At 62.2% G+C, this 19,815-nt stretch carries 17 protein-coding genes and 1 tRNA gene; 13 read left to right on the top strand and 5 right to left on the bottom strand.

Translation table 11 applies throughout. The annotated features are described in order from the left end of the window. Nucleotides 1-58: 58 nt before the first annotated feature. Entirely contained in the window at nucleotides 59-1,180 is a 1,122-nt protein-coding gene (locus tag QD280_RS15435) for a folate-binding protein (RefSeq protein WP_279839911.1), read from the bottom strand. A gap of 282 nt (nucleotides 1,181-1,462) precedes the next feature. Here QD280_RS15435 and QD280_RS15430 point away from each other — a divergent pair, with 282 nt between their 5' ends. The 8 genes from QD280_RS15430 (at nucleotide 1,463) to QD280_RS15395 (ending at nucleotide 10,202) form a co-directional block, all read left to right on the top strand. Beyond that, nucleotides 1,463-1,654: a hypothetical protein gene (locus QD280_RS15430; RefSeq protein ID WP_054557000.1), complete on the top strand. Its 192-nt coding sequence runs from the start codon at nucleotides 1,463-1,465 to the stop codon at nucleotides 1,652-1,654. Nucleotides 1,655-1,740: 86 nt separating this feature from the next. Next, nucleotides 1,741-2,175 (top strand): OsmC family protein, encoded by a 435-nt coding sequence (locus QD280_RS15425; protein WP_279839910.1) that lies wholly within the window; start codon nucleotides 1,741-1,743, stop codon nucleotides 2,173-2,175. A gap of 64 nt (nucleotides 2,176-2,239) precedes the next feature. Next, nucleotides 2,240-4,267 (top strand): excinuclease ABC subunit UvrB, encoded by a 2,028-nt coding sequence (gene uvrB, locus QD280_RS15420; RefSeq protein WP_192838931.1) that lies wholly within the window; start codon nucleotides 2,240-2,242, stop codon nucleotides 4,265-4,267. Nucleotides 4,268-4,916: 649 nt separating this feature from the next. After that, a complete protein-coding gene (locus QD280_RS15415; protein WP_131432181.1) occupies nucleotides 4,917-6,020 on the top strand; it encodes a branched-chain amino acid ABC transporter substrate-binding protein in 1,104 nt (367 codons plus the stop codon). 292 nt (nucleotides 6,021-6,312) lie between these two features. After that, nucleotides 6,313-7,233, top strand: coding sequence for a high-affinity branched-chain amino acid ABC transporter permease LivH (livH, locus tag QD280_RS15410; RefSeq protein ID WP_043336883.1), 921 nt, complete (start codon nucleotides 6,313-6,315; stop codon nucleotides 7,231-7,233). Then, nucleotides 7,233-8,558 (top strand): high-affinity branched-chain amino acid ABC transporter permease LivM, encoded by a 1,326-nt coding sequence (livM, locus tag QD280_RS15405; RefSeq protein ID WP_213114789.1) that lies wholly within the window; start codon nucleotides 7,233-7,235, stop codon nucleotides 8,556-8,558. The genes livH and livM overlap by 1 nt, the downstream gene beginning before the upstream one ends. 112 nt (nucleotides 8,559-8,670) lie before the next feature. After that, complete coding sequence (gene livG / locus QD280_RS15400; protein ID WP_082388869.1) at nucleotides 8,671-9,426, top strand: high-affinity branched-chain amino acid ABC transporter ATP-binding protein LivG; 756 nt, start codon at nucleotides 8,671-8,673, stop codon at nucleotides 9,424-9,426. Between the two features lie 74 nt (nucleotides 9,427-9,500). Continuing rightward, entirely contained in the window at nucleotides 9,501-10,202 is a 702-nt protein-coding gene (locus tag QD280_RS15395; protein WP_043336899.1) for an ABC transporter ATP-binding protein, read from the top strand. Between the two features lie 271 nt (nucleotides 10,203-10,473). Here the strand turns inward: QD280_RS15395 and QD280_RS15390 are convergent, their stop codons facing one another. Both QD280_RS15390 and QD280_RS15385 read right to left on the bottom strand, forming a co-directional pair. Beyond that, complete coding sequence (locus QD280_RS15390; RefSeq protein WP_192838928.1) at nucleotides 10,474-10,833, bottom strand: hypothetical protein; 360 nt, start codon at nucleotides 10,831-10,833, stop codon at nucleotides 10,474-10,476. Nucleotides 10,834-11,052: 219 nt separating this feature from the next. Next, a complete protein-coding gene (locus tag QD280_RS15385; RefSeq protein WP_279839909.1) occupies nucleotides 11,053-12,036 on the bottom strand; it encodes an N-acetylmuramoyl-L-alanine amidase in 984 nt (327 codons plus the stop codon). A 348-nt stretch (nucleotides 12,037-12,384) separates the two neighbouring features. Between QD280_RS15385 and QD280_RS15380 the strand changes: the two genes are divergently transcribed. From QD280_RS15380 to QD280_RS15365, 4 genes are all read left to right on the top strand, one after another. Beyond that, the gene (locus QD280_RS15380; protein WP_054556993.1) at nucleotides 12,385-13,890 is read left to right on the top strand and encodes a fumarate hydratase; all 1,506 of its coding nucleotides are present in this window, start codon (nucleotides 12,385-12,387) and stop codon (nucleotides 13,888-13,890) included. Between the two features lie 218 nt (nucleotides 13,891-14,108). Continuing rightward, the gene (gene cls / locus QD280_RS15375) at nucleotides 14,109-15,536 is read left to right on the top strand and encodes a cardiolipin synthase (protein WP_192838926.1); all 1,428 of its coding nucleotides are present in this window, start codon (nucleotides 14,109-14,111) and stop codon (nucleotides 15,534-15,536) included. A gap of 215 nt (nucleotides 15,537-15,751) precedes the next feature. Then, the gene (gene mtnK / locus QD280_RS15370) at nucleotides 15,752-17,002 is read left to right on the top strand and encodes an S-methyl-5-thioribose kinase (RefSeq protein WP_279839908.1); all 1,251 of its coding nucleotides are present in this window, start codon (nucleotides 15,752-15,754) and stop codon (nucleotides 17,000-17,002) included. Nucleotides 17,003-17,186: 184 nt separating this feature from the next. Then, nucleotides 17,187-17,726 (top strand): YaeQ family protein, encoded by a 540-nt coding sequence (locus QD280_RS15365; protein ID WP_279839907.1) that lies wholly within the window; start codon nucleotides 17,187-17,189, stop codon nucleotides 17,724-17,726. A 128-nt stretch (nucleotides 17,727-17,854) separates the two neighbouring features. Here QD280_RS15365 and QD280_RS15360 read toward each other — a convergent pair whose 3' ends face one another. Then, nucleotides 17,855-18,946, bottom strand: coding sequence for a GGDEF domain-containing protein (locus QD280_RS15360; protein ID WP_279839906.1), 1,092 nt, complete (start codon nucleotides 18,944-18,946; stop codon nucleotides 17,855-17,857). A 277-nt stretch (nucleotides 18,947-19,223) separates the two neighbouring features. After that, the gene (locus tag QD280_RS15355) at nucleotides 19,224-19,493 is read right to left on the bottom strand and encodes a hypothetical protein (RefSeq protein WP_279833395.1); all 270 of its coding nucleotides are present in this window, start codon (nucleotides 19,491-19,493) and stop codon (nucleotides 19,224-19,226) included. Nucleotides 19,494-19,737: 244 nt separating this feature from the next. On the opposite strand from QD280_RS15355, the gene QD280_RS15350 reads away from it, so the two are divergent. Beyond that, nucleotides 19,738-19,814: transfer RNA gene (locus QD280_RS15350), tRNA-Pro, on the top strand. The last annotated feature ends 1 nt before the right edge of the window (nucleotide 19,815 follow it).

Here is a 19,815-nt window from a genome sequence, read left to right as displayed (position 1 = left end):
TGTGGCGGCTTTCAAGCGATCAGTCCCTCAGAACGATCAGCCTTTCAAGGCGTACCCTTCAGCCCTTGAGCTGCTCCGGATCGCGACGCTCGACGGCATAGGGCAGTGCGCTGCGCTCAAGCTGGGTGCCATCTTCCAATGCCAATGCGATCTCTTCATCGCGCAGGCTGATCACGGCCAGCAGCTCCAGACGTCCCTGCCCATCATGGGCTGCCTGCAGCACTTCGCCGAGGGACTTGCCGTCGGGGCTTGTGACCTTGCTGCCCACCGCCGGCAAGTCGGCCGGCTGCACCGTCGTCAGGCGTTGCAGGCGCTTCTTGACCTGGCCGCGGAAGTGGGCGCGGGCCACGACTTCCTGACCGGTATAGCAGCCCTTCTTGAAGCTGATCGCGGCGAGGGCTTCCAGATTGAGCATCTGCGGCAGCCAGCTGTCAGTCTGCGCGGAGGTGACCCACTGCAGACCGGCGCGGATATCTTCCAGGCCCCAGCGGGTGTCATCGCTGGCGACCACATCGCGTGCGAAAAGCGCCGTGGCGAGGTCTGCCAGGGCGGCATGCGGGCCGACCAGTATCGCGCGCGGGGCATTGCCTGAAGGCTGGCGCGCCAGCGCGCAGGCCTGCGGTTCTTCGTCTTCGCTCGACTGCAGGGGCGACTGGAAGACCGAGCGCATGGCCAGGTCATGCTCGGCCAGCGCAGGTGCCGCGAGTGCGTCGGCACAGGCTGCCAGACTCTGCTCGCCGAGCAGGCCGAGCACGCTCAGCTCACTCAACACCTCCAGCGTCACCTTGTAGAAGGGCGCGAACTTGGCCAGATGGGCGCGCAGCGGTTCGGCGGTGCCAGCCGGCATCACCAGCCACAGGCGCTCTTCGCTGACGCGCAGCAGCTGGGCCATGGCCAGAATGCGTCCCTTCGGGGTGCAGAAGGTCGTCAGCGGCGCCAGCTCGCCATCGACCAGACTCAGCTGCTGTGAGGTCTGTCCCTGCAGAAAGCGTTCGCCATCCTTGCCGCAGACCTCGAGTACCTCGAAATTGTTCAGCGGGGCCAGCACATTTTCGGTCCGTACATTCTTGGTCATGTCAGCGAGTGGCATGGAGGCGTCGGCTGGCTCACCCAGCGTCAGGCGGCCGTCCTCGCCGAGCTGGTAGCCGTGGTCTTGCATCAGGGTCTTCAAGGGATTCATCTACCACCATCCTGTTGCGAAGGAGTGAACTGCCGGTGGCGCATTGGCAACCATGCGGCATGTCGGATGCCCGCATTGTCACGCGCCAGCTGGCGGCTGTCAGCCCCTTGTGCCTCAAGTGGCAGTAAAAGAACGGGCAAATCAGTGTTCCCGTCCTGCCAGCCTTTTATGCAGCCTGGTTCGCGACGGTCTGATGGGCGCTGACTGTCAGGCAACCGTGCTATTCTTGACGGCTGCAATGCGCCGCGGCGCCCCTTTTTACTGCATGACAGGAATGACACGATGGCCAGTTTTTCTCTTACTCTGATCGGCGTCGAGAGCGTCAAGGACGTCAACAAGGTCACCACGGCGCTGATGATGATGGATGGCGTCAAGGAAGCCGAGGTCGGGCGTGGCTTTGCCGAAGTCGACGGTCAGGTGCGTTATGACGCGCTGGTCAAGACGGTCGAGAAGGCCGGTTACAAGGTCAAGTGACCGCAGTGCGGTGACGCTGACAGGCGGCAAGCAGGCAACGTCTCACGAGCGGGATCACGGACAGATCAGCGACAGGGAGGTGACGAATGAGTATCGAGGTAATCAGCCGTCGGTCAGGCAGCTTCGTGCAACGGGTACAGGTCGCAAGCTTTGATGAGTTGCTGGTCGATGTGCCGGCGGTGGTCGGTGGCGACGAGAGCGCCCCGGATCCGCATGACTATTTCGATCTGTCGCTGGGGGCCTGCAAGTCGATCACCGTGCAGATGTACGCCCGGCGCAAGGGCTTGCCGCTGGCGGGGATCATCACCACGGTGGACCGGGACGACAGCGACGAGCGCCGTGGCAGCAACAGCGAATATCGTCTCACGGTCAGCATGCAGTTCCTGGCCGAGGAGGGTCATGAGATGGACGCCGAGACCCGCGCGCGTCTGATCGAGATCTCCGAGCGTTGTCCCATCCATCGCCTGATGACCAGCACCCGGGTCTCGGTGACCAGTCGAGAAGCGCCCGCGAGCGCATGAGCGCCGGGCAATCATCTGCCTGTCGTCAGTTGAAGACCCGACTGACTGCCACCATTGAGAGCGCATGAGCAAACCATTTCGCATCGATTCCAAGTTTCAGCCGGCCGGTGACCAACCGGCGGCCATCGAGAAGCTGATCACCGGCCTGGACGCGGGCCTGGCGCATCAGACCCTTCTGGGCGTGACCGGCTCCGGCAAGACCTTCACGGTGGCCAACATCGTGGAGCGCCTGCAGCGTCCGGCCATCGTCATGGCCCCCAACAAGACGCTGGCGGCGCAGCTGTACGGCGAGTTCAAGTCGTTCTTTCCCGACAACGCCGTCGAATATTTCGTCTCCTATTACGATTATTACCAGCCCGAAGCCTACGTCGCCTCCTCGGATACCTTCATCGAGAAGGATGCCTCGATCAACGACCACATCGAGCAGATGCGTCTGTCGGCGACCAAGGCGCTGCTGGAACGCCGCGATGCGATCATCGTGGTCTCCGTCTCGGCCATCTACGGCCTGGGTGACCCGGATCAATATCTGAAGATGCGCCTGCACTTCAATCGTGGCGAGCAGATCGATCAGCGCGGCTTCCTCAGGCGTCTGGCGGAGCTGCAGTACACCCGCAACGACATGGATTTCCGGCGCGGTACCTATCGGGTGCGCGGCGATGTGATCGACATCTTCCCGGCCGACTCCGAAGAGCAGGCGGTGCGTGTCGAGCTGTTCGATGACGAGATCGACTCCATCCGGCTGTTCGATCCGCTGACCGGTGAAGTGGCCGAGTCGGTGCCACGCATGACCATCTATCCCAAGAGTCACTACGTGACGCCGCGCGAGACCATCGTCGCCGCGGTCGATCACATCAAGGAAGAGCTGGTCGAGCGCCTCGATTACCTGCGCAAGCACGACAAGCTGGTTGAGGCCCAGCGCCTGGAGCAGCGCACCCTCTATGACATCGAGATGATGATGGAGCTGGGCTACTGCAACGGCATCGAGAACTACTCGCGCTATCTGTCGGGGCGTGATCCCGGCAATGCGCCGCCGACCTTCTTCGACTACCTGCCCAAAGACGCGTTGGTCTTCATCGATGAGTCCCACGTCAGCGTGCCGCAGGTCGGCGGCATGTATCGCGGTGACCGTTCGCGCAAGGAAACGCTGGTGGAGTACGGCTTCCGCCTGCCGTCGGCTCTCGACAACCGCCCGATGAAATTCGAGGAGTGGGAGAGCATCCTGCCGCAGACCGTATTCGTCTCGGCGACGCCTGGCCCCTACGAGGAAGAGCATGCCGGCCAGGTGGTGGAGCAGGTGGTACGTCCCACCGGGCTGCTCGATCCGGTCATCGAGGTGCGTTCGGCCTCGACCCAGGTAGATGACGTCCTCTCGGAGATTCGCGCGCGCACCAAAGTCGGCGAGCGCGTGCTGATCACCACGCTGACCAAGCGCATGTCGGAAGACCTGACCGAATATCTGGGCGAGCATGACGTGCGGGTGCGCTATCTGCACTCCGATATCGATACCGTCGAGCGCGTCGAGATCATTCGTGACCTGCGTCTGGGCAAGTTCGATGTGCTGGTCGGCATCAACCTGCTGCGTGAGGGCCTCGATATTCCGGAGGTCTCTCTGGTAGCGATTCTGGATGCCGACAAGGAGGGCTTCCTGCGCTCGGAGCGCTCCCTGATCCAGACCATCGGCCGTGCGGCGCGTAACGCCAACGGCAAGGCCATCCTGTACGGGGATCGCATCACCGATTCCATGCAGCGGGCTATTGCCGAGACCGAACGCCGTCGCGAAAAGCAGATGGCCTTCAATGACGAGCACGGCATCACGCCGCGCACTATCACCAAGTCGGTGGCGGATATCATGGAAGGTGCCCAGGCGCCGGGCCGCAAGAGCAGCCGTCGCAAGGGCAGCGAGCGTCAGGTCGCAGAAGAGACGCCGGACTACGCTGCGCTGGCGGCCGAAGGCCCTCAGGCGCTCGAGAAGGAAATCAGCCGTCTCGAAGATGCCATGTTTGCCGCGGCCAAGAACCTCGAGTTCGAGGAAGCCGGTCGACTGCGCGACCAGATCAACGATGTCCGCAATCGCCTGATCGCGCTGGGCTGACGCTATTCTCCATCCCCCAGCATTCGCGTTGCTAAAGGCATGACCCTGCGCGCCCGACGGTGTTACCCATCGTCGGGCGCGTGGCGTTCAGGGCTGGCGGGTATCTGACGGGGGAGTGCCACCAGCAAGTTATCCCGTTATCTTGCCTGTTGCCTCTCAGATCATCACATTGCAGCTCAGTGCATGGCTCAGGAGCAGGCGGTTGCTCGGGAAGGGCGGCAGCATTGCTTCTCTTACAACCTTGGGCGTAGCCGGGCAGGCGGCTGCGGTGCGTCCTGATGGTGCAAGTGGAGAGGGAAATCCTGTTAACCGCGTGTTGGCATGTGCCAATGACTGGCTTTGATCGTGATTTCCGAGGATTGTCTGGCCACATTGGAAAGCATGGTGCTTTTCGCTATTGGCAGGCTGCTGAGCCGCATTCATGAGCGCTCAAACGGTCACTTTACATGCGTATTCGCTGCTGCCAATAATGCTTTCAAGGCATTCCTGACGTGTCGACCCCCTGCCGGCAGGCTGGCAGCGGCGCACAAGGTCAGCGGATGACAGACATTGTCGCCAGCCTTTTGCGGTCAGCCCAGCGCTGCCACCAGGCGTCAGTCAGGTCTGCCCGGCCGTAGTACAACAATAATCGGGAACAGGAATTCTCATCATGATGCGCAGGTCTCTTCTCGCTCTCGGTATCGCCGCGGCGATGTCCACCCAGGCTCAGGCCGATATCACCATCGCCATGGCAGGCCCGGTCACGGGGCCGGTCGCCCAGTACGGTGACATGCAGTTCATCGGTGCCGAGATGGCCATCGAGCGGATCAATGCCGCCGGTGGCGTCGATGGCGAGATGCTCAAGGGCGTCAAATACGACGACGCCTGTGATCCCAAGCAGGCGGTGGCGGTGGCCAACCAGATCGTCAATGACGGTGTCCAGTACGTGATCGGCCACCTGTGCTCCAGCGCGACCCAGCCGGCCTCGGACATCTACGCCGAGGAAGGCGTGATGATGATCACGGCGGCGTCCACCAGCCCGACCATCACCGAGCAGGGCTATGAGCTGGTCTTCCGCACCATCGGCCTGGATTCCCTGCAGGGGCCGGTCGCCGGGCGCTATATCGCCGAGACGATCAAGCCCAAGCACATGGCCGTGATCCACGACAAGCAGCAGTACGGAGAAGGCATCGCCACCGGCGTGCGCGACACCGTCGAGGAAGCAGGCATCGATGTGGTGCTGTTCGAGGGCATCACGGCGGGCGACAAGGATTTCTCGGCGCTGATCTCCAAGCTCAAGAAGGAGAACGTCGACTTCGTCTACTACGGCGGCTATCACCCGGAGCTGGGCCTCTTGCTGCGTCAGTCGCGTGAGCTGGGCTTCGATGCACCCTTCATGGGCCCTGAAGGGGTCGGCAACCCGGACATTTCCAAGATCGCCGGTCAGGCCTCCGAAGGGCTTTACGTGACGCTGCCGCCGGCCTTCGAGACAGACCCGAAGAACGCCGATCTGGTCGCGGCCTTCAAGGACAAGGATCAGGACCCCTCCGGCCCGTTCGTCATGCCGGCCTACACCGCGGTGGAGCTGATCGCCGATGGCATCAAGGGCGCCGATTCCACTGACCCGTATGATGTTGCCGAATACCTGCGCGCCAACAGCTTCGACACGCCCATCGGCAAGGTCGAATACGACGAGAAGGGCGATCTGAAGGACTTCAACTTCGTCGTCTACAACTGGCACGCCGACGGAACCAAGAGCGAAGCGGCACATTGATCATCGGCTGGCCTCTGCTCGTCTGAGCCCAGCCTTCGCCACGGCCATGTGACATCTCATTCGGTATCTCATTTGAGCGATCATTTGAGACCTTATTCGAGACCTCATGTGGCCGTGGTGGATCAACCCGAGACGCTTCCCGTCATGCCTCCTGGCATGGCGGGCTTCTCCGTTCGGTCGAGTCCACGGTGGTGCAATATCGCCGTGCCTGCCCGTTGTCGCCGCGCATGCGGCATTTCCCTGACGGTCACCGGCCACAAGCCGAAGACAGTCGCGGCCAAGGGTCGTTTCAATGGAAGACATCCTCTACTTCCTGCAACAGGTCATCAATGGCCTGACCATCGGCAGTACCTATGCCTTGATCGCCATCGGCTACACGATGGTCTACGGCATCATCGGCATGATCAATTTCGCCCACGGCGAGATCTACATGATCGGCACCTACGTGACCTTCATCGTCATCGCGGCGCTGGGCATGCTGGGCATCGCCAACCCCTTCTTTCTGATGGCGGCCGCCTTACTGGTGGCGGTGCTGGTGTCCTGCGCCTACGGCTTTGCCGTGGAGCGGGTGGCCTATCGCCCGGTACGTGGCTCCAAGCGTCTGATCGCGCTGATCTCGGCGATCGGCATGTCGATCTTCCTGCAGAACTACATGCGTCTGGCCCAGGGTTCGCGTGACATGGCGATCTCCAGCCTGATCCCGGGCGGTTGGGAGTTCGGGCTGGAAAGCTTCGCGGTCAATCTCTCCTACATGCAGGTGATCATCTTCAGCGTCACCCTGGTGTGCATGCTGCTGCTGTCCTCCTTCATCTCGCGCTCCCGCCTGGGGCGTGCCTGTCGTGCCTGCTCGCAGGATGCCGGCATGGCGCGTCTGCTGGGCATCAATACCGACATGATCATCTCGATGACCTTCGTGATCGGGGCGGCGCTTGCCGCCGTGGCGGGCCTGCTGCTCGGCATGTACTACGGCGTGGTTAATCCCTACATCGGCTTCCTGGCCGGCCTCAAGGCGTTCACGGCGGCGGTGCTGGGCGGTATCGGCAGCATCCCCGGCGCGATGCTGGGCGGACTGCTGTTGGGGGTCGCGGAGGCGCTGACCGGCGGTTACCTGTCCACGGAATACAAGGACGTGGTGGCCTTCGGACTGCTGATCCTGATTCTGCTGTTCCGCCCCTCCGGGATTCTCGGCAAGCCCGAAGTGGAGAAGATCTGATGCCCAAGCTTGCGAAACAGACTTTGAAGAAAGCGGGCACCTCGCCTGCCGAGACGTTGCCGCCCCAGCCTGCCTATCGGCGTCCCTGGTGGTCGGCACTCGCGGCCGCCGTTCTGACCCTCGTACTGGGAGGCTCGGTGTTGGGTGTGCAGCTCGAATCCACCGGCATCACTACCACGGTGCGGTTGATGGGCATGGACACCTGGGGCTGGTTGCTGGCTGCGGCGCTGGCCGTCTTCCTGCATCAGCTGGTACGTCCGCAGATCGAGGAGTGGCGGTCGCGTACCCGCAAACCCTCACGTTTCAGCGTCCCCGATGTGATGAGCGGCCAGAAGCGTCAGCTGTGGATCATGCTGGCCATCGGCGCGCTGCTGATCTTCCCGTTCCTCTCCAACCGCTCGGCGGTGGATCTCGCGACCCTGACGCTGATCTACATCATGCTGGGGCTGGGGCTTAATGTGGTGGTGGGGCTCGCCGGGCTGCTGGATCTCGGCTACGTGGGCTTCTACGCCGTCGGGGCCTATACCTATGCGCTGCTCAACAGCTATCTGGGCTTCAGCTTCTGGGAGGCGCTACCCATCGCTGGGTTGATGACGGCGCTGTTCGGCTATCTGCTCGGCTTCCCGGTATTGCGACTGCGCGGGGATTACCTGGCCATCGTGACGCTGGGTTTCGGCGAGATCATCCGCATCCTGCTCAACAACTGGACCGAGCTGACCGGCGGCCCGAATGGCATCGCGCGCATTCCCAAGCCGACCTTGTTCAACCTCGAGTTCTCGCGGCGGGCCGACGAGGGCAACATCGCCTTCCATGAGTACTTCGGCATCGACTACGACCCGGCCCTCAAGGTGATCTACCTGTATCTGCTGGCCTTGATCCTGGTGCTGATCACGCTGTTCGTGATCTACCGCTTGCTGCGCATGCCCATCGGGCGGGCGTGGGAGGCACTGCGCGAGGATGATATCGCCTGTCGCTCGCTGGGCATGAATCCCACCGGCATCAAGCTCTCGGCCTTCACGATCGGTGCGAGCTTCGCGGGTTTCGCCGGCGCCTTCTTCGCCGCGCGTCAGGGCTTCATCAGCCCCGAGTCCTTCACCTTCATCGAGTCGGCGATCATTCTGGCCATCGTGGTGCTGGGCGGAATGGGCTCACAGCTGGGCGTGATCCTGGCCGCGATTGCCATGACGTTGTTGCCGGAGCTGGCACGCGAATTCAATGAATATCGCATGCTGCTGTTCGGACTGATGATGGTGTTGATGATGGTCTGGCGTCCTCAGGGCCTGGTGCCGCTAAAACGACCGCAGATGGAGCTCGACCGTGGCTGACACACATGACAAGCAGGTCCGTGACAAGCAGGTCCGCGACAGGCAAGACCTCGACAATCCGACACCGGTTGCCTCCTCGCGTCGTCAGGCGCGCACCGAGGGCGGAGCGCCATTGCTGGATGTGCGCGATCTCACCATGCAGTTCGGTGGCCTCAAGGCCGTGGACGGTGTGACGTTGCAGGTGCATCCGGGCGAGGTGGTGTCGGTCATCGGGCCGAATGGTGCGGGCAAGACCACCGTCTTCAACTGCATCTCCGGCTTCTATCAGCCCACCGGCGGCGAGGTGTATTTCCAGAATCGCGCCATGCATCGCCTGCCGGGCTATCGCATCGCCCAGGCTGGCATGGTGCGCACCTTCCAGAACGTGCGGCTGTTCAAGGAGATGACCGTCATCGAGAACCTGCTGGTGGCGCAGCACATGCACGCCGAACGCAATCTTCTCAAGGGACTGTTCAAGACGCCGGGCTATCGACGCAGTGAAAAGGCGCTGATGCAGCATGCCGGCGACTGGCTGGAGCGAGTCGGTCTGCTCGAATTCGCCAACCGCGAGGCCGGCAATCTGGCCTATGGCCAGCAGCGTCGACTCGAGATCGCGCGCTGCATGGTCGCCAGGCCGCGGCTGCTGATGCTGGATGAGCCGGCGGCGGGCCTCAATCCCAACGAGACACGTGATCTGGATGATCTGATCGTCAGCCTGACCCGCGATGAGGGCATCTCGGTGCTGTTGATCGAGCATGACATGAGTCTGGTGATGGGCATCTCTGACCACATCTACGTGGTCAATCAGGGCCAGCCGCTAGCGGATGGCAGTCCGGAGGACATACGGCGCAACGATGCCGTGATCAAGGCCTATCTGGGGGAAGAGTGATCATGAGTGAGCATGTCGAAGACGTGACGCCCGAGGCCACGCTTGCCGGTGAGGAGCTCGCGCCCCGCGAGGCCATGCTGGCCCTCGAGCATCTGACCACCCACTACGGGCCGGTGCAGGCGCTCAATGATGTCTCGCTGGCCGTCGGCCAGGGCGAGATCGTGACGCTGATCGGTGCCAACGGCGCCGGCAAGACGACGCTTCTGATGTCGATCTGTGGCGATCCGCGTCCGACCAGCGGGCGGGTATGGTTCGAGGGCGAGGAGATCACCGGCACCCCCACGGCACGCGTGATGCGCGGTGGGCTGTCGGTGGTGCCGGAAGGTCGCCGCATCTTCACCGGCATGACGGTGGAGGAAAACCTGGCCATGGGCGGCTATTACCAGAGCAAGGAGGAGAACGAGCGTAGCATCGAGCACGTGCTGGGGCTCTTCCCGCGTCTCAAGGAGCGCTTCCAGCAGCGCGGCGGCACCATGTCCGGTGGAGAGCAGCAGATGCTGGCCATCGGGCGCGCCCTGATGAGTCGGCCGCGGCTGCTGTTGCTCGATGAGCCATCGCTGGGGCTGGCGCCCATCGTGATCGGGCAGATCTTCGAGATCGTCGAGCAGCTGCGGGAGCAGGGCACTACCATCTTCTTGGTGGAACAGAATGCCCATCGTGCACTGTCGATCGCCGATCGCGGTTACGTGCTGGAGCATGGTCGAGTGGTGTTGGCGGACAGCGGCAAGGCGCTGCTGGCCAATGACGATGTACGCCGCGCTTATCTCGGAGGCTGATCGCCCGCAGGTCGATCGACTGCCAGTTCTCGCCAGGACTTTTCGAGGGCTGCAAGTCGATCGGGTTTACCAAACCAGGACGCCGCCCCCGGCACTGAATCGTCAGTGTCCGGGGCGGCGTCCTTTTTTGCTCTCGAGATGGGGATGAGGTGGAAGTGTGGGAAGGAGAGGGTAGAGGCTGGCTCGGTCAGTGATGTGCTGCTCGTGCCAGCCTCTGTATCAGATCCTGCGCCGGTTCCTTATCAGTACCAGTGACCTGCGTGAACAGAGGTCAGGCAGAGAGCGATTCGGGAAACTCTTCGGGCATGTAGGCGACGCCGTCATGAATGCGGTAATGATTGGTGGGGCCTGAAGCCTGGCAGCTCTTGACGCATGCCTGGCTGGCGGGGAGCTGGCGCAGGGGGTAGCGCACGCCGGCTTGGCACAGTTCCAGCATCTTCTTGAGTGCGCTTCGCTCACAGTAACCACACAGGCACTCGAGGGCGTTGTCGAGGCAGTCTTCTTCGCTCATGCCCGCACCGTAGATGCGGTTGTCATCACAGACGACGAATCCGAGAGCGCCGGGGGATGTGGCGGGTGTTGTCATGTCTGCTGCCGTATCAGGTACTGCACTGAGAATGTTGTCAGCCATGATGAACCTCATTGTGATGGGGTATTCCGGCTTCTCCGAGCCAGTCGCTAGCTTGTCTGTCCATGACCCTCTCTGGTCATGCCTCACCCCAGAGTAGACGGCGGTCGTCAAACTGCCATGCAAATCTGTTTAACGCGTCAAGGACGAACCGATGCTGCGTCAGAAATGTGACAGAGAAGTGTCGTTCAGATGACTGCGAAGATCTCGCGACTGGCGGTTTCAGGACGGCTGGCATCCCAGTGGCTGACGGTAACGTGAATTGAGCGCCAGCAATATCGCGGCACTCTCGGCATCGAAGGCTCCGCTGATCGCCCCGGGACGAAAATGTGCCTGGAATGCGGCAATCGCCAATTCGGGACGTGCGGCGTCCACCGGATAACCGTAATGCGTGAGCGCCGTGAGCAGAACCTCTTGTGATGGCAGGCCCTCGCTTGCCAGCTGGCGCTGGAAGCACAGCACGTCTGAGGTGCGTGGCCAGGCACCGATGCCGGCGTCATGCAGGCGTTGCCAGGGGAAGCGCGGGCCGGGGTCGGTCTTGCGCTCAGGGGCGATGTCCGAGTGCCCGACGACATCCACCGCCTTGATGCCATGGCGCGCGATGATGGGTTTGATCAGCGTGATCAGTGCGCTGATCTGCGCCTCGCTCCACGGCGCGAAGTCACGCGAGGGGGACCAGCGTCTGGCGACCGCCGCCGTGGCATCTTCCTGCTCGCCTGCCGGCAGTGGCACCAGTGCCTGCGGCCCGGCATTGACGATCTCGATGCCGATGGAGGTGTCATTGAGGTTGCTGCGTTCACCCCACTGGCTGACGCCGGCATGCCAGGCACGGCGCGCTTCCGGCACCAGCGGATAGACGCGCGGCAGGCCAGTCGCGGGCATCGGCGCCGACAGCAGATAATGCGCGCTGACCTGAGAGCCGGTCAGGCTGATCAGGGAGCCGCGCAGATCATCATCGGTGTAGTGCAACACCAGATGGCGAACCCGCGAATTGCTCTTGCCGTGGGGGGAGGACGTCACCCAGTCGAAGGTATCGCTCCCGTCACCGGCATCAGAACCCGGCTGGGTGCCACACCCTGCCAGCAACACAGTGAGCGTGGCAGCGGCCAGCGACAGCAGACGCCGCGAAAAGGAGCGTGACGAGAAGGAGAGTGGCAAGAACAAAGGTGGCGAGCAGGGACGTGGTGAACAGTAGCGTGGCGTCATTGAGCGGTCATCGTGGTTAAAAAAGGAGAGGCTGCATGACAAGACGGTACCGCAACGGGACGGCGTCAGTCGCCTCGCGATGCAGGCGACTGCCGGCAGCGAAGCAGGCGGCTCCGGGCGGGAGAGCCTCACGCAGACTGGGCCATAACCTGCTGAATTCTCATGACTTGCGGGTTGCAGGATTCGCTCTGCCGCCTCGTGCTCGCATGAGGTATAATCCTGCGCACCTGACCTGACGCTCGCCCCGTGGCGGCGCGATTGCCGTGCCTGACAACAGTAATCGCCCCGGTGCCCTGCGCGCCAGTGTGTCTGTCTTTCCCATCGCTTGCCCTTGAGGAGCCGATCCTGATGACCGTGATCCGCCAGGATGACCTGATCCAGAGCGTCGCCGACGCGCTGCAGTACATCTCCTACTACCATCCGAAGGATTTCATCGACGCCATGAACGCGGCGTACGAGCGTGAAGAGAATCCTGCCGCCAAGGATGCCATCGCGCAGATCCTGATCAACTCCCGGATGTGTGCCCTGGGTCATCGTCCCATCTGTCAGGACACCGGTATCGTCACCGTCTTCGTTCACGTCGGCATGAACGTGCGCTTCGAGGCCGACATGAGCCTGGATGATATGGTCAACGAAGGCGTGCGTCGCGCCTATCTACTGCCGGACAACGTGCTGCGTGCCTCCGTGCTGGCAGACCCGGACGGCAAGCGTGCCAACACCAAGGACAACACCCCGGCCATCATCCACCACAAGCTGGTGCCGGGTGACAGCGTCGAGATCCACGTCGCGGCCAAGGGCGGCGGCAGCGAGGCCAAGTCCAAGTTCGCGATGCTCAACCCGTCCGATTCCGTGGTCGACTGGGTGCTGGAGCAGATTCCGAAGATGGGTGCTGGCTGGTGTCCGCCCGGCATGCTGGGCATCGGCATCGGCGGTACCGCCGAGAAGGCGATGCAGCTGGCCAAGGAGTCCCTGCTCGAGCCGATCGATATCCAGGAACTGCAGGCGCGTGGTGCCTCCAACCGTGCCGAAGAGATCCGTCTCGAGCTGTTCGAGAAGGTCAACGCCACTGGCGTCGGCGCCCAGGGCCTCGGCGGTCTGACCACCGTGCTCGACATCAAGGTCATGGATTACCCGACCCACGCGGCCAACAAGCCGGTGGCGATCATCCCGAACTGCGCGGCGACCCGTCACGTGCACTTCACCCTGGATGGCAGCGGTGTGGCAGAACTGCCGGCACCCAAGCTCGAGGACTGGCCGGAAATCACCCGTGAAGCGGGCGACAGCGTCAAGCGTGTCAACCTCGATACCGTGACGCCCGAGGAAGTGCAGAGCTGGCAGCCGGGCGACACCCTGCTGCTCAACGGCAAGCTGCTGACCGGCCGTGATGCCGCTCACAAGCGCATGACCGAGATGCTGGCACGCGGCGAGCAGCTGCCGGTCGACCTCAAGGGTCGCTTCATCTACTACGTCGGCCCGGTCGACCCGATCCGTGACGAAGTCGTCGGTCCGGCTGGCCCGACCACCGCGACCCGCATGGACAAGTTCACGCGCACCCTGCTGGAAGAGACCGGCCTCCTGGGCATGGTCGGCAAGGCAGAGCGTGGCCCGACCGCGATCGACGCCATACGTGACAACAAGTCCAGCTACCTGATGGCCGTCGGCGGCGCTGCCTACCTGGTCGCCCAGGCGATCAAGAAGTCACGTGTGCTGGCGTTTGAAGACCTGGGCATGGAAGCGATCTACGAATTCGAGGTCGAAGACATGCCGGTGACCGTGGCCGTCGACAGCGCGGGCGTCTCCGTGCACCAGACGGGCCCGGCCAAGTGGAAGGAAATCATCGCCAGCCGCGCCTGATGACGGTCGAGTGATGAATCGTCACGTCTTTGTGGCATATGTCCTTGTGACGTGCGCCCTTGTGAGATGACCTGAAGAACCCCGCCCGTGATCATTCATCGGCGGGGTTCTTGGCTTTGCGGCGCTCAAGACATCTTCCTGAGCGCCAATGCAACGGCATCGTTGCGCGCGCTGCTGTGGCATACTCTGGCAACCCTGACGCCTGCAATGGAGTTGCAATGACCGCCTGGCTACTCGGCTTTCTACTGCTGACCAGTCATATCCTCGGTGCCATGTCCGCCGTCATGGCCCTGATGTCGAGCCGCACTTCACAAGGGGCGATCGCCTGGATTCTGTGTCTGCTGACATTCCCCTACGTGGCGCTGCCACTGTACTGGGTATTCGGACGTCCACGCTTCTATGGTTACGTCAGCGCTCGTGAGGAGCGCGATTCGACCATGCGCCGCGTGCTGATGCGCTTTCGGCCCAAGCTGTCGCCGTGGCTGTCACGCCCGCTGGGAGGCAATCCCACCCATCTGGATGCCATCGAGCGACTGGCGATGATGCCGGTCACCACCGGCAACCGCGCCAAGTTGCTGATCAATGGCGAGCACACCTTCGATGCACTGTTTCATGCCATCGACGCCGCCGAGGATTACATCCTGATCCAGTTCTTCATCGTACGTAACGATGAGCTGGGGGTGCGTCTCAAGCAGAAGTTGATGCGCCGCGCCGAACGCGGCGTGCGAGTCTGTTTCCTGTATGACGAGATCGGCTCGCGCAAGCTGCCCGATGGCTATCTGAATGATCTGATGGAGTCGGGGTGTGAGGTCAGTGCCTTCAATTCCTCGCGCGGTTGGCGCCATCGCTTCCAGATCAACTTCCGCAATCACCGCAAGGTCACCGTCATCGACGGCCGCGTCGGCTTCGTCGGCGGGCTGAATGTCGGCAATGAGTATCTGGGTCATTCCGAGCGCTATGGCGCTTGGCGCGATACCCACCTCAAGCTTGAGGGGCCCAGCGTGATGGGCCTGCAGGAAGCCTTCTGGGAAGACTGGCACTGGGCGACCGGTGAGGTGCTGTCGCTCGAATGGCAGCCACAGATCAGCTGTGACGAATGTCAGCATGTGGTGATCGTGCCCTCCGGCCCGGCGGACCGCCGAGAGACGGCCAGTCTGCTGGTGCAGCAGGCGATTCACTCCTCGGTCAGTCGTATCTGGATTACCAGTCCCTATTTCGTGCCGGACCAGGGGGTGCAGGATGCGCTCAAGATCGCGGCGTTGCGTGGGGTGGATGTGCGGGTGATGATTCCTGAGCGTCCCGATCACCTACTGGTATTCCTGTCGGCGTTCTCGTTCCTGTCCGAGATGATTCGCTCCGGTGTGCGTGTATTCCGCTATCAGCCCGGCTTCCTGCATCAGAAGGTGATGTTGATGGATAGCCATACGGCGACCATCGGCACCGTCAATCTCGACAATCGCTCCTTCCGCCTCAACTTCGAGATCACGGCGTTCGTGCCCGATCACCAGTTCGCCTCGGAAGTGGAGGCGATGCTCGAAGAGGACTTCCGCCACTGTCGTGAAATCAGCTGCGAAGAGCTGGATGCGCGGCCGATGTGGCGTAAGCTGGTCTCGCGCGCGGCCTATCTGCTGGCACCCATCCAGTAATGCAGCACCCTGCATGCGACAAGCGCCTGCCGAGCTGAGTAAAACTCACTCGGCAGGTCTTGCCAATCGCCGCGCCAGCAGGCATCTTCTCGCTATAACTGATCGCCTTCTTATTTCTGTAAGAAATAAGGTGAGAGCCTTGAAGTGCTTCACGTGCCACGCACGCCAAGCGCCATCGAGGCCGGCGACTTCATGATTCAGCGCTGAGACCTGCCATGACTGCTCAAGACTCCACCGCTAGCACTTCACCCTCCATCGACTATCAGTTTCGCGATGATGCGGATGTGATCGCCTTCGCGCGCCAGCACGTGGGTGCGCGCTATCCGGCCTTCACGACCGCTGAAGAACTTCAGGTCGAAGAGATCGGCGATGGCAACATCAACTATGTCTATCGCGTCTGCACGCCGGACCGCTCCGCCTCGGTGATCGTCAAGCAGGGCCTGCCCTGGGTGCGCATCATCGGCGAAAGCTGGCCGTTGTCGCTGGTACGTGTGCGCATCGAGGCGGAAACCCTGCAATTCGAGGCCGCCTGCGCACCGAACCTGGTACCGGCGCTCCATCACTTCGATGAAGCTCGCTCGGCGATCGTGATGGAAGATATCGGCGATCACCGCAATCTGCGCCATGCCTTCCTGGAGCGCGCGTCATTGCCGCGGCTGGGCGAGCAGATGGGGAGTTTTCTGGCCACCACGCTGTATCGCAGCAGCGATCTGGCACTCGATGCCCACGACAAGAAGGCGCGCGTCGCACGCTTCATCAATCCCGATCAGTGCAAGATCACCGAAGACCTGTTCTTCATCGATCCGTTCTGTGATCACGAGCGCAACAGCATCAATCCGGCGCTGCGCGTGGATACCGAAGCCCTGTGGCAGGACGCCGCCCTGAAGGTCGAAGTGGCCGAGCTCAAGCAGCGTTTCCTGTCCGCGCCCGAGGCGCTGCTGCATGGCGATCTGCATGCGGGCTCGATCTTCGTGCGGGAAGACAGCACCAAGGTCATCGATCCGGAATTCGGCTTCTTCGGCCCGGCGGGCTTCGATATCGGCAGCTGGTTGGCGGCACTGTGGCTGGCGGCCTGCGCGCATACCGAGCTTGAGGCAGAGCAGGGCGACAAGCGTGACTACGTGGCGCAGCTGCGTGCCCAGGCGGTCGCCAGCTGGGAAAGCTTCGCTCGTGAGTATCGTGAGCAGGCCGCCTACACGCCGGATGCCAGCTTCGCTGCGCCGGGCGTGGCAGATCGTCTGTTGGCTCGCATGTTACGTGATGCGCTCGGCTACGCCGGTTGTGAGCTGATCCGCCGCACCGTGGGGCTTGCGCATATTCTGGAGCTCGAATCCATCAGCGATGAGACCACCCGCGCGCGTGCCGAGCGGCGGGCGCTGGCACTCGGGCGCGAGTTGATCATGGCGCGCGAAAGTCTGGGCGATATCGATGCCATCGATGCCCTGGTGGCGCGTCACCTCGCCTGAGGTGACTGGCGTGGCAGGCAGGAGTCGGGCGTTCAGGGCCCGGCTAGGGTAGACTCTGCACTCCGCACCCACGCGCTTGCCCTGTCACGCGCGTGGTTCAGTCGAGGAGCATGGTGCTTTATCGGCAGAGTGACTGCCTGCCATTGCCTTTCCAAGACGTCTGCCTTTTCAAGAAGAGATTTTCATGGCCCTGTCTTCCACGCCTTACAAGGTGGATCTGTCGCTGACCGACCTGGATCGCGGCGTCTACGAGACCCTGCGTTTCACGGTGGCTCGTCATCCCTCCGAAACCGAACTGCGTCTCTGCGTGCGTCTTCTGGGCCACGCCCTGTGGTACAGCGAGAACATCGCGTTCGGCCGCGGCCTGTCCGATATCGATGAGCCGGCGCTGTGGGAAAAGAGCCTCGATGGCCGTGTCCTGCACTGGATCGAAGTCGGTCAGCCGGATGCCGAGCGCCTGACCTGGTGCTCGCGACGTACCGAGCGTACCTCGCTGCTGGCCTATGGCAGCCTGCGCGTGTGGGAAACCAAGGTCGTGCCGGCGGTGGCGGGGCTCTCCAACCTCAACATCGCGGCCGTGCCGGAAGGTTCGCTGGACGCCATCACCGAGTCGCTGCCACGCAACATCAAGTGGACTGTGATGATCTCCGAAGGCACCATCTTCATCACCGATGACAACGGTCAGCACGAGATCAATCTCGAGTGGCTGAAGGGCGAGCGCTGAGCGACATCAGCCTCGCACCCGGCCCCAACGACAACGCCCCCGCAAGCATGGCTTGCGGGGGCGTTGTCGTTGGGGTGGCTCAGCCGGAGCGGCTGCCGTGAGCGAGGCTGATTCGGTCCGGCCGGGGCTCAGATGACGCTCAGGTCCTTGTCGACCATCAGGCGGCCTCGGCCATTTTCCTTGGCGTGGTAGAGAGCGTCATCGCTGCGCTTGACCCAGCTCGACAGGGTGTCGTCGGGGTACAATTCGCTGGCGCCGGTGCTGAAGAGGATCACGCCGTGCAGCAGGGGCGAGGCTTCGCAGCGCTCCCGCAGGCATCTGTCGAACTGGCGAGCCGTCGCCAGGGTGCCGGGGATCAGGATCATGAACTCCTCGCCGCCATAGCGTCCCGCTTCCCCCGAGAATTCCTGCGTCAGCTGGCTGACATGGCGTGAGAACTCTTCCAGTACCGTGTCGCCGTACGGGTGCCCGTGGTTGTCATTGATCATCTTGAAGTGATCCAGATCGCAGATCAGCAGGCAGGCACTTTGCGAACGCCTGATCCAGGCTTCGGCCTGTTCATGGATGGCGCGGTGATTGTAGAGGCCGGTCAGGCTGTCCAGCAGACTGAGGCGCTCGAGGCGCGCGGCATAGGCATTGGCGATATCGCGCTCTTCATGGATGCGTCGGGCATAGCCTGCGATCACCACGCTGAGCAGCCCGAAGGCCAGCGTGTAGCTGAAGCCCATATCGAGAAAGCGCATGCCTTCGGTAGCATAGCTGCTGACCAGCCCCGGCCTTGCATGCTCAAAGGCCAGCAGTGCCCACGGCATGAACATCAGGCCGATGATGATGATGCCTCGGCGTCTGGGATTGGCGGGCAGTACCGCCAGCACATAGGCCGATGCCATCAGGTAGAACAGCAGGGTCGGGCCGGTCGCGCCATGATTGAACAGCCAGTTGCCCGGCAGCATCACGAAGGTGACCAGCGCACAGAACAGCCAGGCCATGCGCTGGAACTCACCATGAAAGCGTGAGCGATACCACATCAGGGCGATGAACGCGCTGATAATGACCAGCACGATGTTGTACGCCGGCAGGGTGAGGTCAAACAGGGAGTTGAATAGGGCCGAAATCAACCCGATGAAGACAGCGGAAACGAGAAAGCCATGATGGAGTATCTCGCGGGCGGAGCCGGTCTTGCCGACCAGCCAACGCCAGGAGGTAACTATCAATTTCAATGGGCTGACCATGTGACCTCGGGCATCGAAATGTCAGTGCACGCCAGGCACCAACCGGGAAAGGCGGATAATACACCACCTCATCATCAGCCACAGCTCGCCAGAGCCAACGAAGACACGCAAACCTTATGCTAACGAAGTGCGGGTCAAAACTTGTCTCATATATCATTGCGCGCAACGATATAGGTTGATTTTTCGGGTAATGCGCAAGATGTCGCCTGTTTGACCTGACGCGATACCCTCTCACGCTTTCCCAATGATTTCCTGCGCCGCTCGCTTACTTCCAGGGCGTGTAGCGGTAGCTGTCGGGATCGTTGGCATCCGGGCTATCGGCTTCCTTGAGGCGCACTAGGGTGTTGCCATCGTCATCCTCTTCGACTCCCGTCACTGTCACCGGAAAGTTGGGTGACAGGGCATCGAGTGCCGGCCATTGCCCCTTGGTGATCTGGCTGTCGACGGCAGGGGCGCTGTCGGCGCTGACCTTGATGGGGTCTCCGCTGACGCTGGTGCCGCCCTTGAGCGTGGTGGTAAGCGTGAATTGGATCATCAGTCGCGAACTCCTCTGGACGATTGTCGTTCATGGGGCGTTGCATTCGAAGGTGCGCAATGAATGCCTGCTTCATGAACATGCGTCGCACCCGGGCATTTTGCAATGCCGATAGCGGATTCAGGCGTCACTGCGACACCAGATCACAATGCAGGTAAAGAAATGTGAGATTCCTGCTTTTCTTTTTGAGATCAATGCGGTACATTACGTCTCGTCTTGAGGGGGAAGCTCTTCCAGGCACTGTCGGGACGTGGCGCAGCTTGGTAGCGCGCTGCAATGGGGTTGCAGAGGTCGCAGGTTCGAATCCTGTCGTCCCGACCAG

It is taken from the genome of Cobetia sp. 1AS1, assembly GCF_029846435.1.
GTDB lineage: Bacteria > Pseudomonadota > Gammaproteobacteria > Pseudomonadales > Halomonadaceae > Cobetia > Cobetia amphilecti.
This window is presented reverse-complemented; position numbering and strand designations above follow the sequence as displayed.

Coding starts and splice junctions, on each gene's coding strand:
- QD280_RS15435 (WP_279839911.1), bottom strand. CDS start 1,180: ATGAATCCCTTGAAGACCCTGATGCAAGACCACGGCTACCAGCTCGGC.
- QD280_RS15430 (WP_054557000.1), top strand. CDS start 1,463: ATGGCCAGTTTTTCTCTTACTCTGATCGGCGTCGAGAGCGTCAAGGAC.
- QD280_RS15425 (WP_279839910.1), top strand. CDS start 1,741: ATGAGTATCGAGGTAATCAGCCGTCGGTCAGGCAGCTTCGTGCAACGG.
- uvrB (WP_192838931.1), top strand. CDS start 2,240: ATGAGCAAACCATTTCGCATCGATTCCAAGTTTCAGCCGGCCGGTGAC.
- QD280_RS15415 (WP_131432181.1), top strand. CDS start 4,917: ATGATGCGCAGGTCTCTTCTCGCTCTCGGTATCGCCGCGGCGATGTCC.
- livH (WP_043336883.1), top strand. CDS start 6,313: ATGGAAGACATCCTCTACTTCCTGCAACAGGTCATCAATGGCCTGACC.
- livM (WP_213114789.1), top strand. CDS start 7,233: ATGCCCAAGCTTGCGAAACAGACTTTGAAGAAAGCGGGCACCTCGCCT.
- QD280_RS15395 (WP_043336899.1), top strand. CDS start 9,501: ATGCTGGCCCTCGAGCATCTGACCACCCACTACGGGCCGGTGCAGGCG.
- QD280_RS15390 (WP_192838928.1), bottom strand. CDS start 10,833: ATGGCTGACAACATTCTCAGTGCAGTACCTGATACGGCAGCAGACATG.
- QD280_RS15385 (WP_279839909.1), bottom strand. CDS start 12,036: ATGACGCCACGCTACTGTTCACCACGTCCCTGCTCGCCACCTTTGTTC.
- QD280_RS15380 (WP_054556993.1), top strand. CDS start 12,385: ATGACCGTGATCCGCCAGGATGACCTGATCCAGAGCGTCGCCGACGCG.
- cls (WP_192838926.1), top strand. CDS start 14,109: ATGACCGCCTGGCTACTCGGCTTTCTACTGCTGACCAGTCATATCCTC.
- mtnK (WP_279839908.1), top strand. CDS start 15,752: ATGACTGCTCAAGACTCCACCGCTAGCACTTCACCCTCCATCGACTAT.
- QD280_RS15365 (WP_279839907.1), top strand. CDS start 17,187: ATGGCCCTGTCTTCCACGCCTTACAAGGTGGATCTGTCGCTGACCGAC.
- QD280_RS15355 (WP_279833395.1), bottom strand. CDS start 19,493: ATGATCCAATTCACGCTTACCACCACGCTCAAGGGCGGCACCAGCGTC.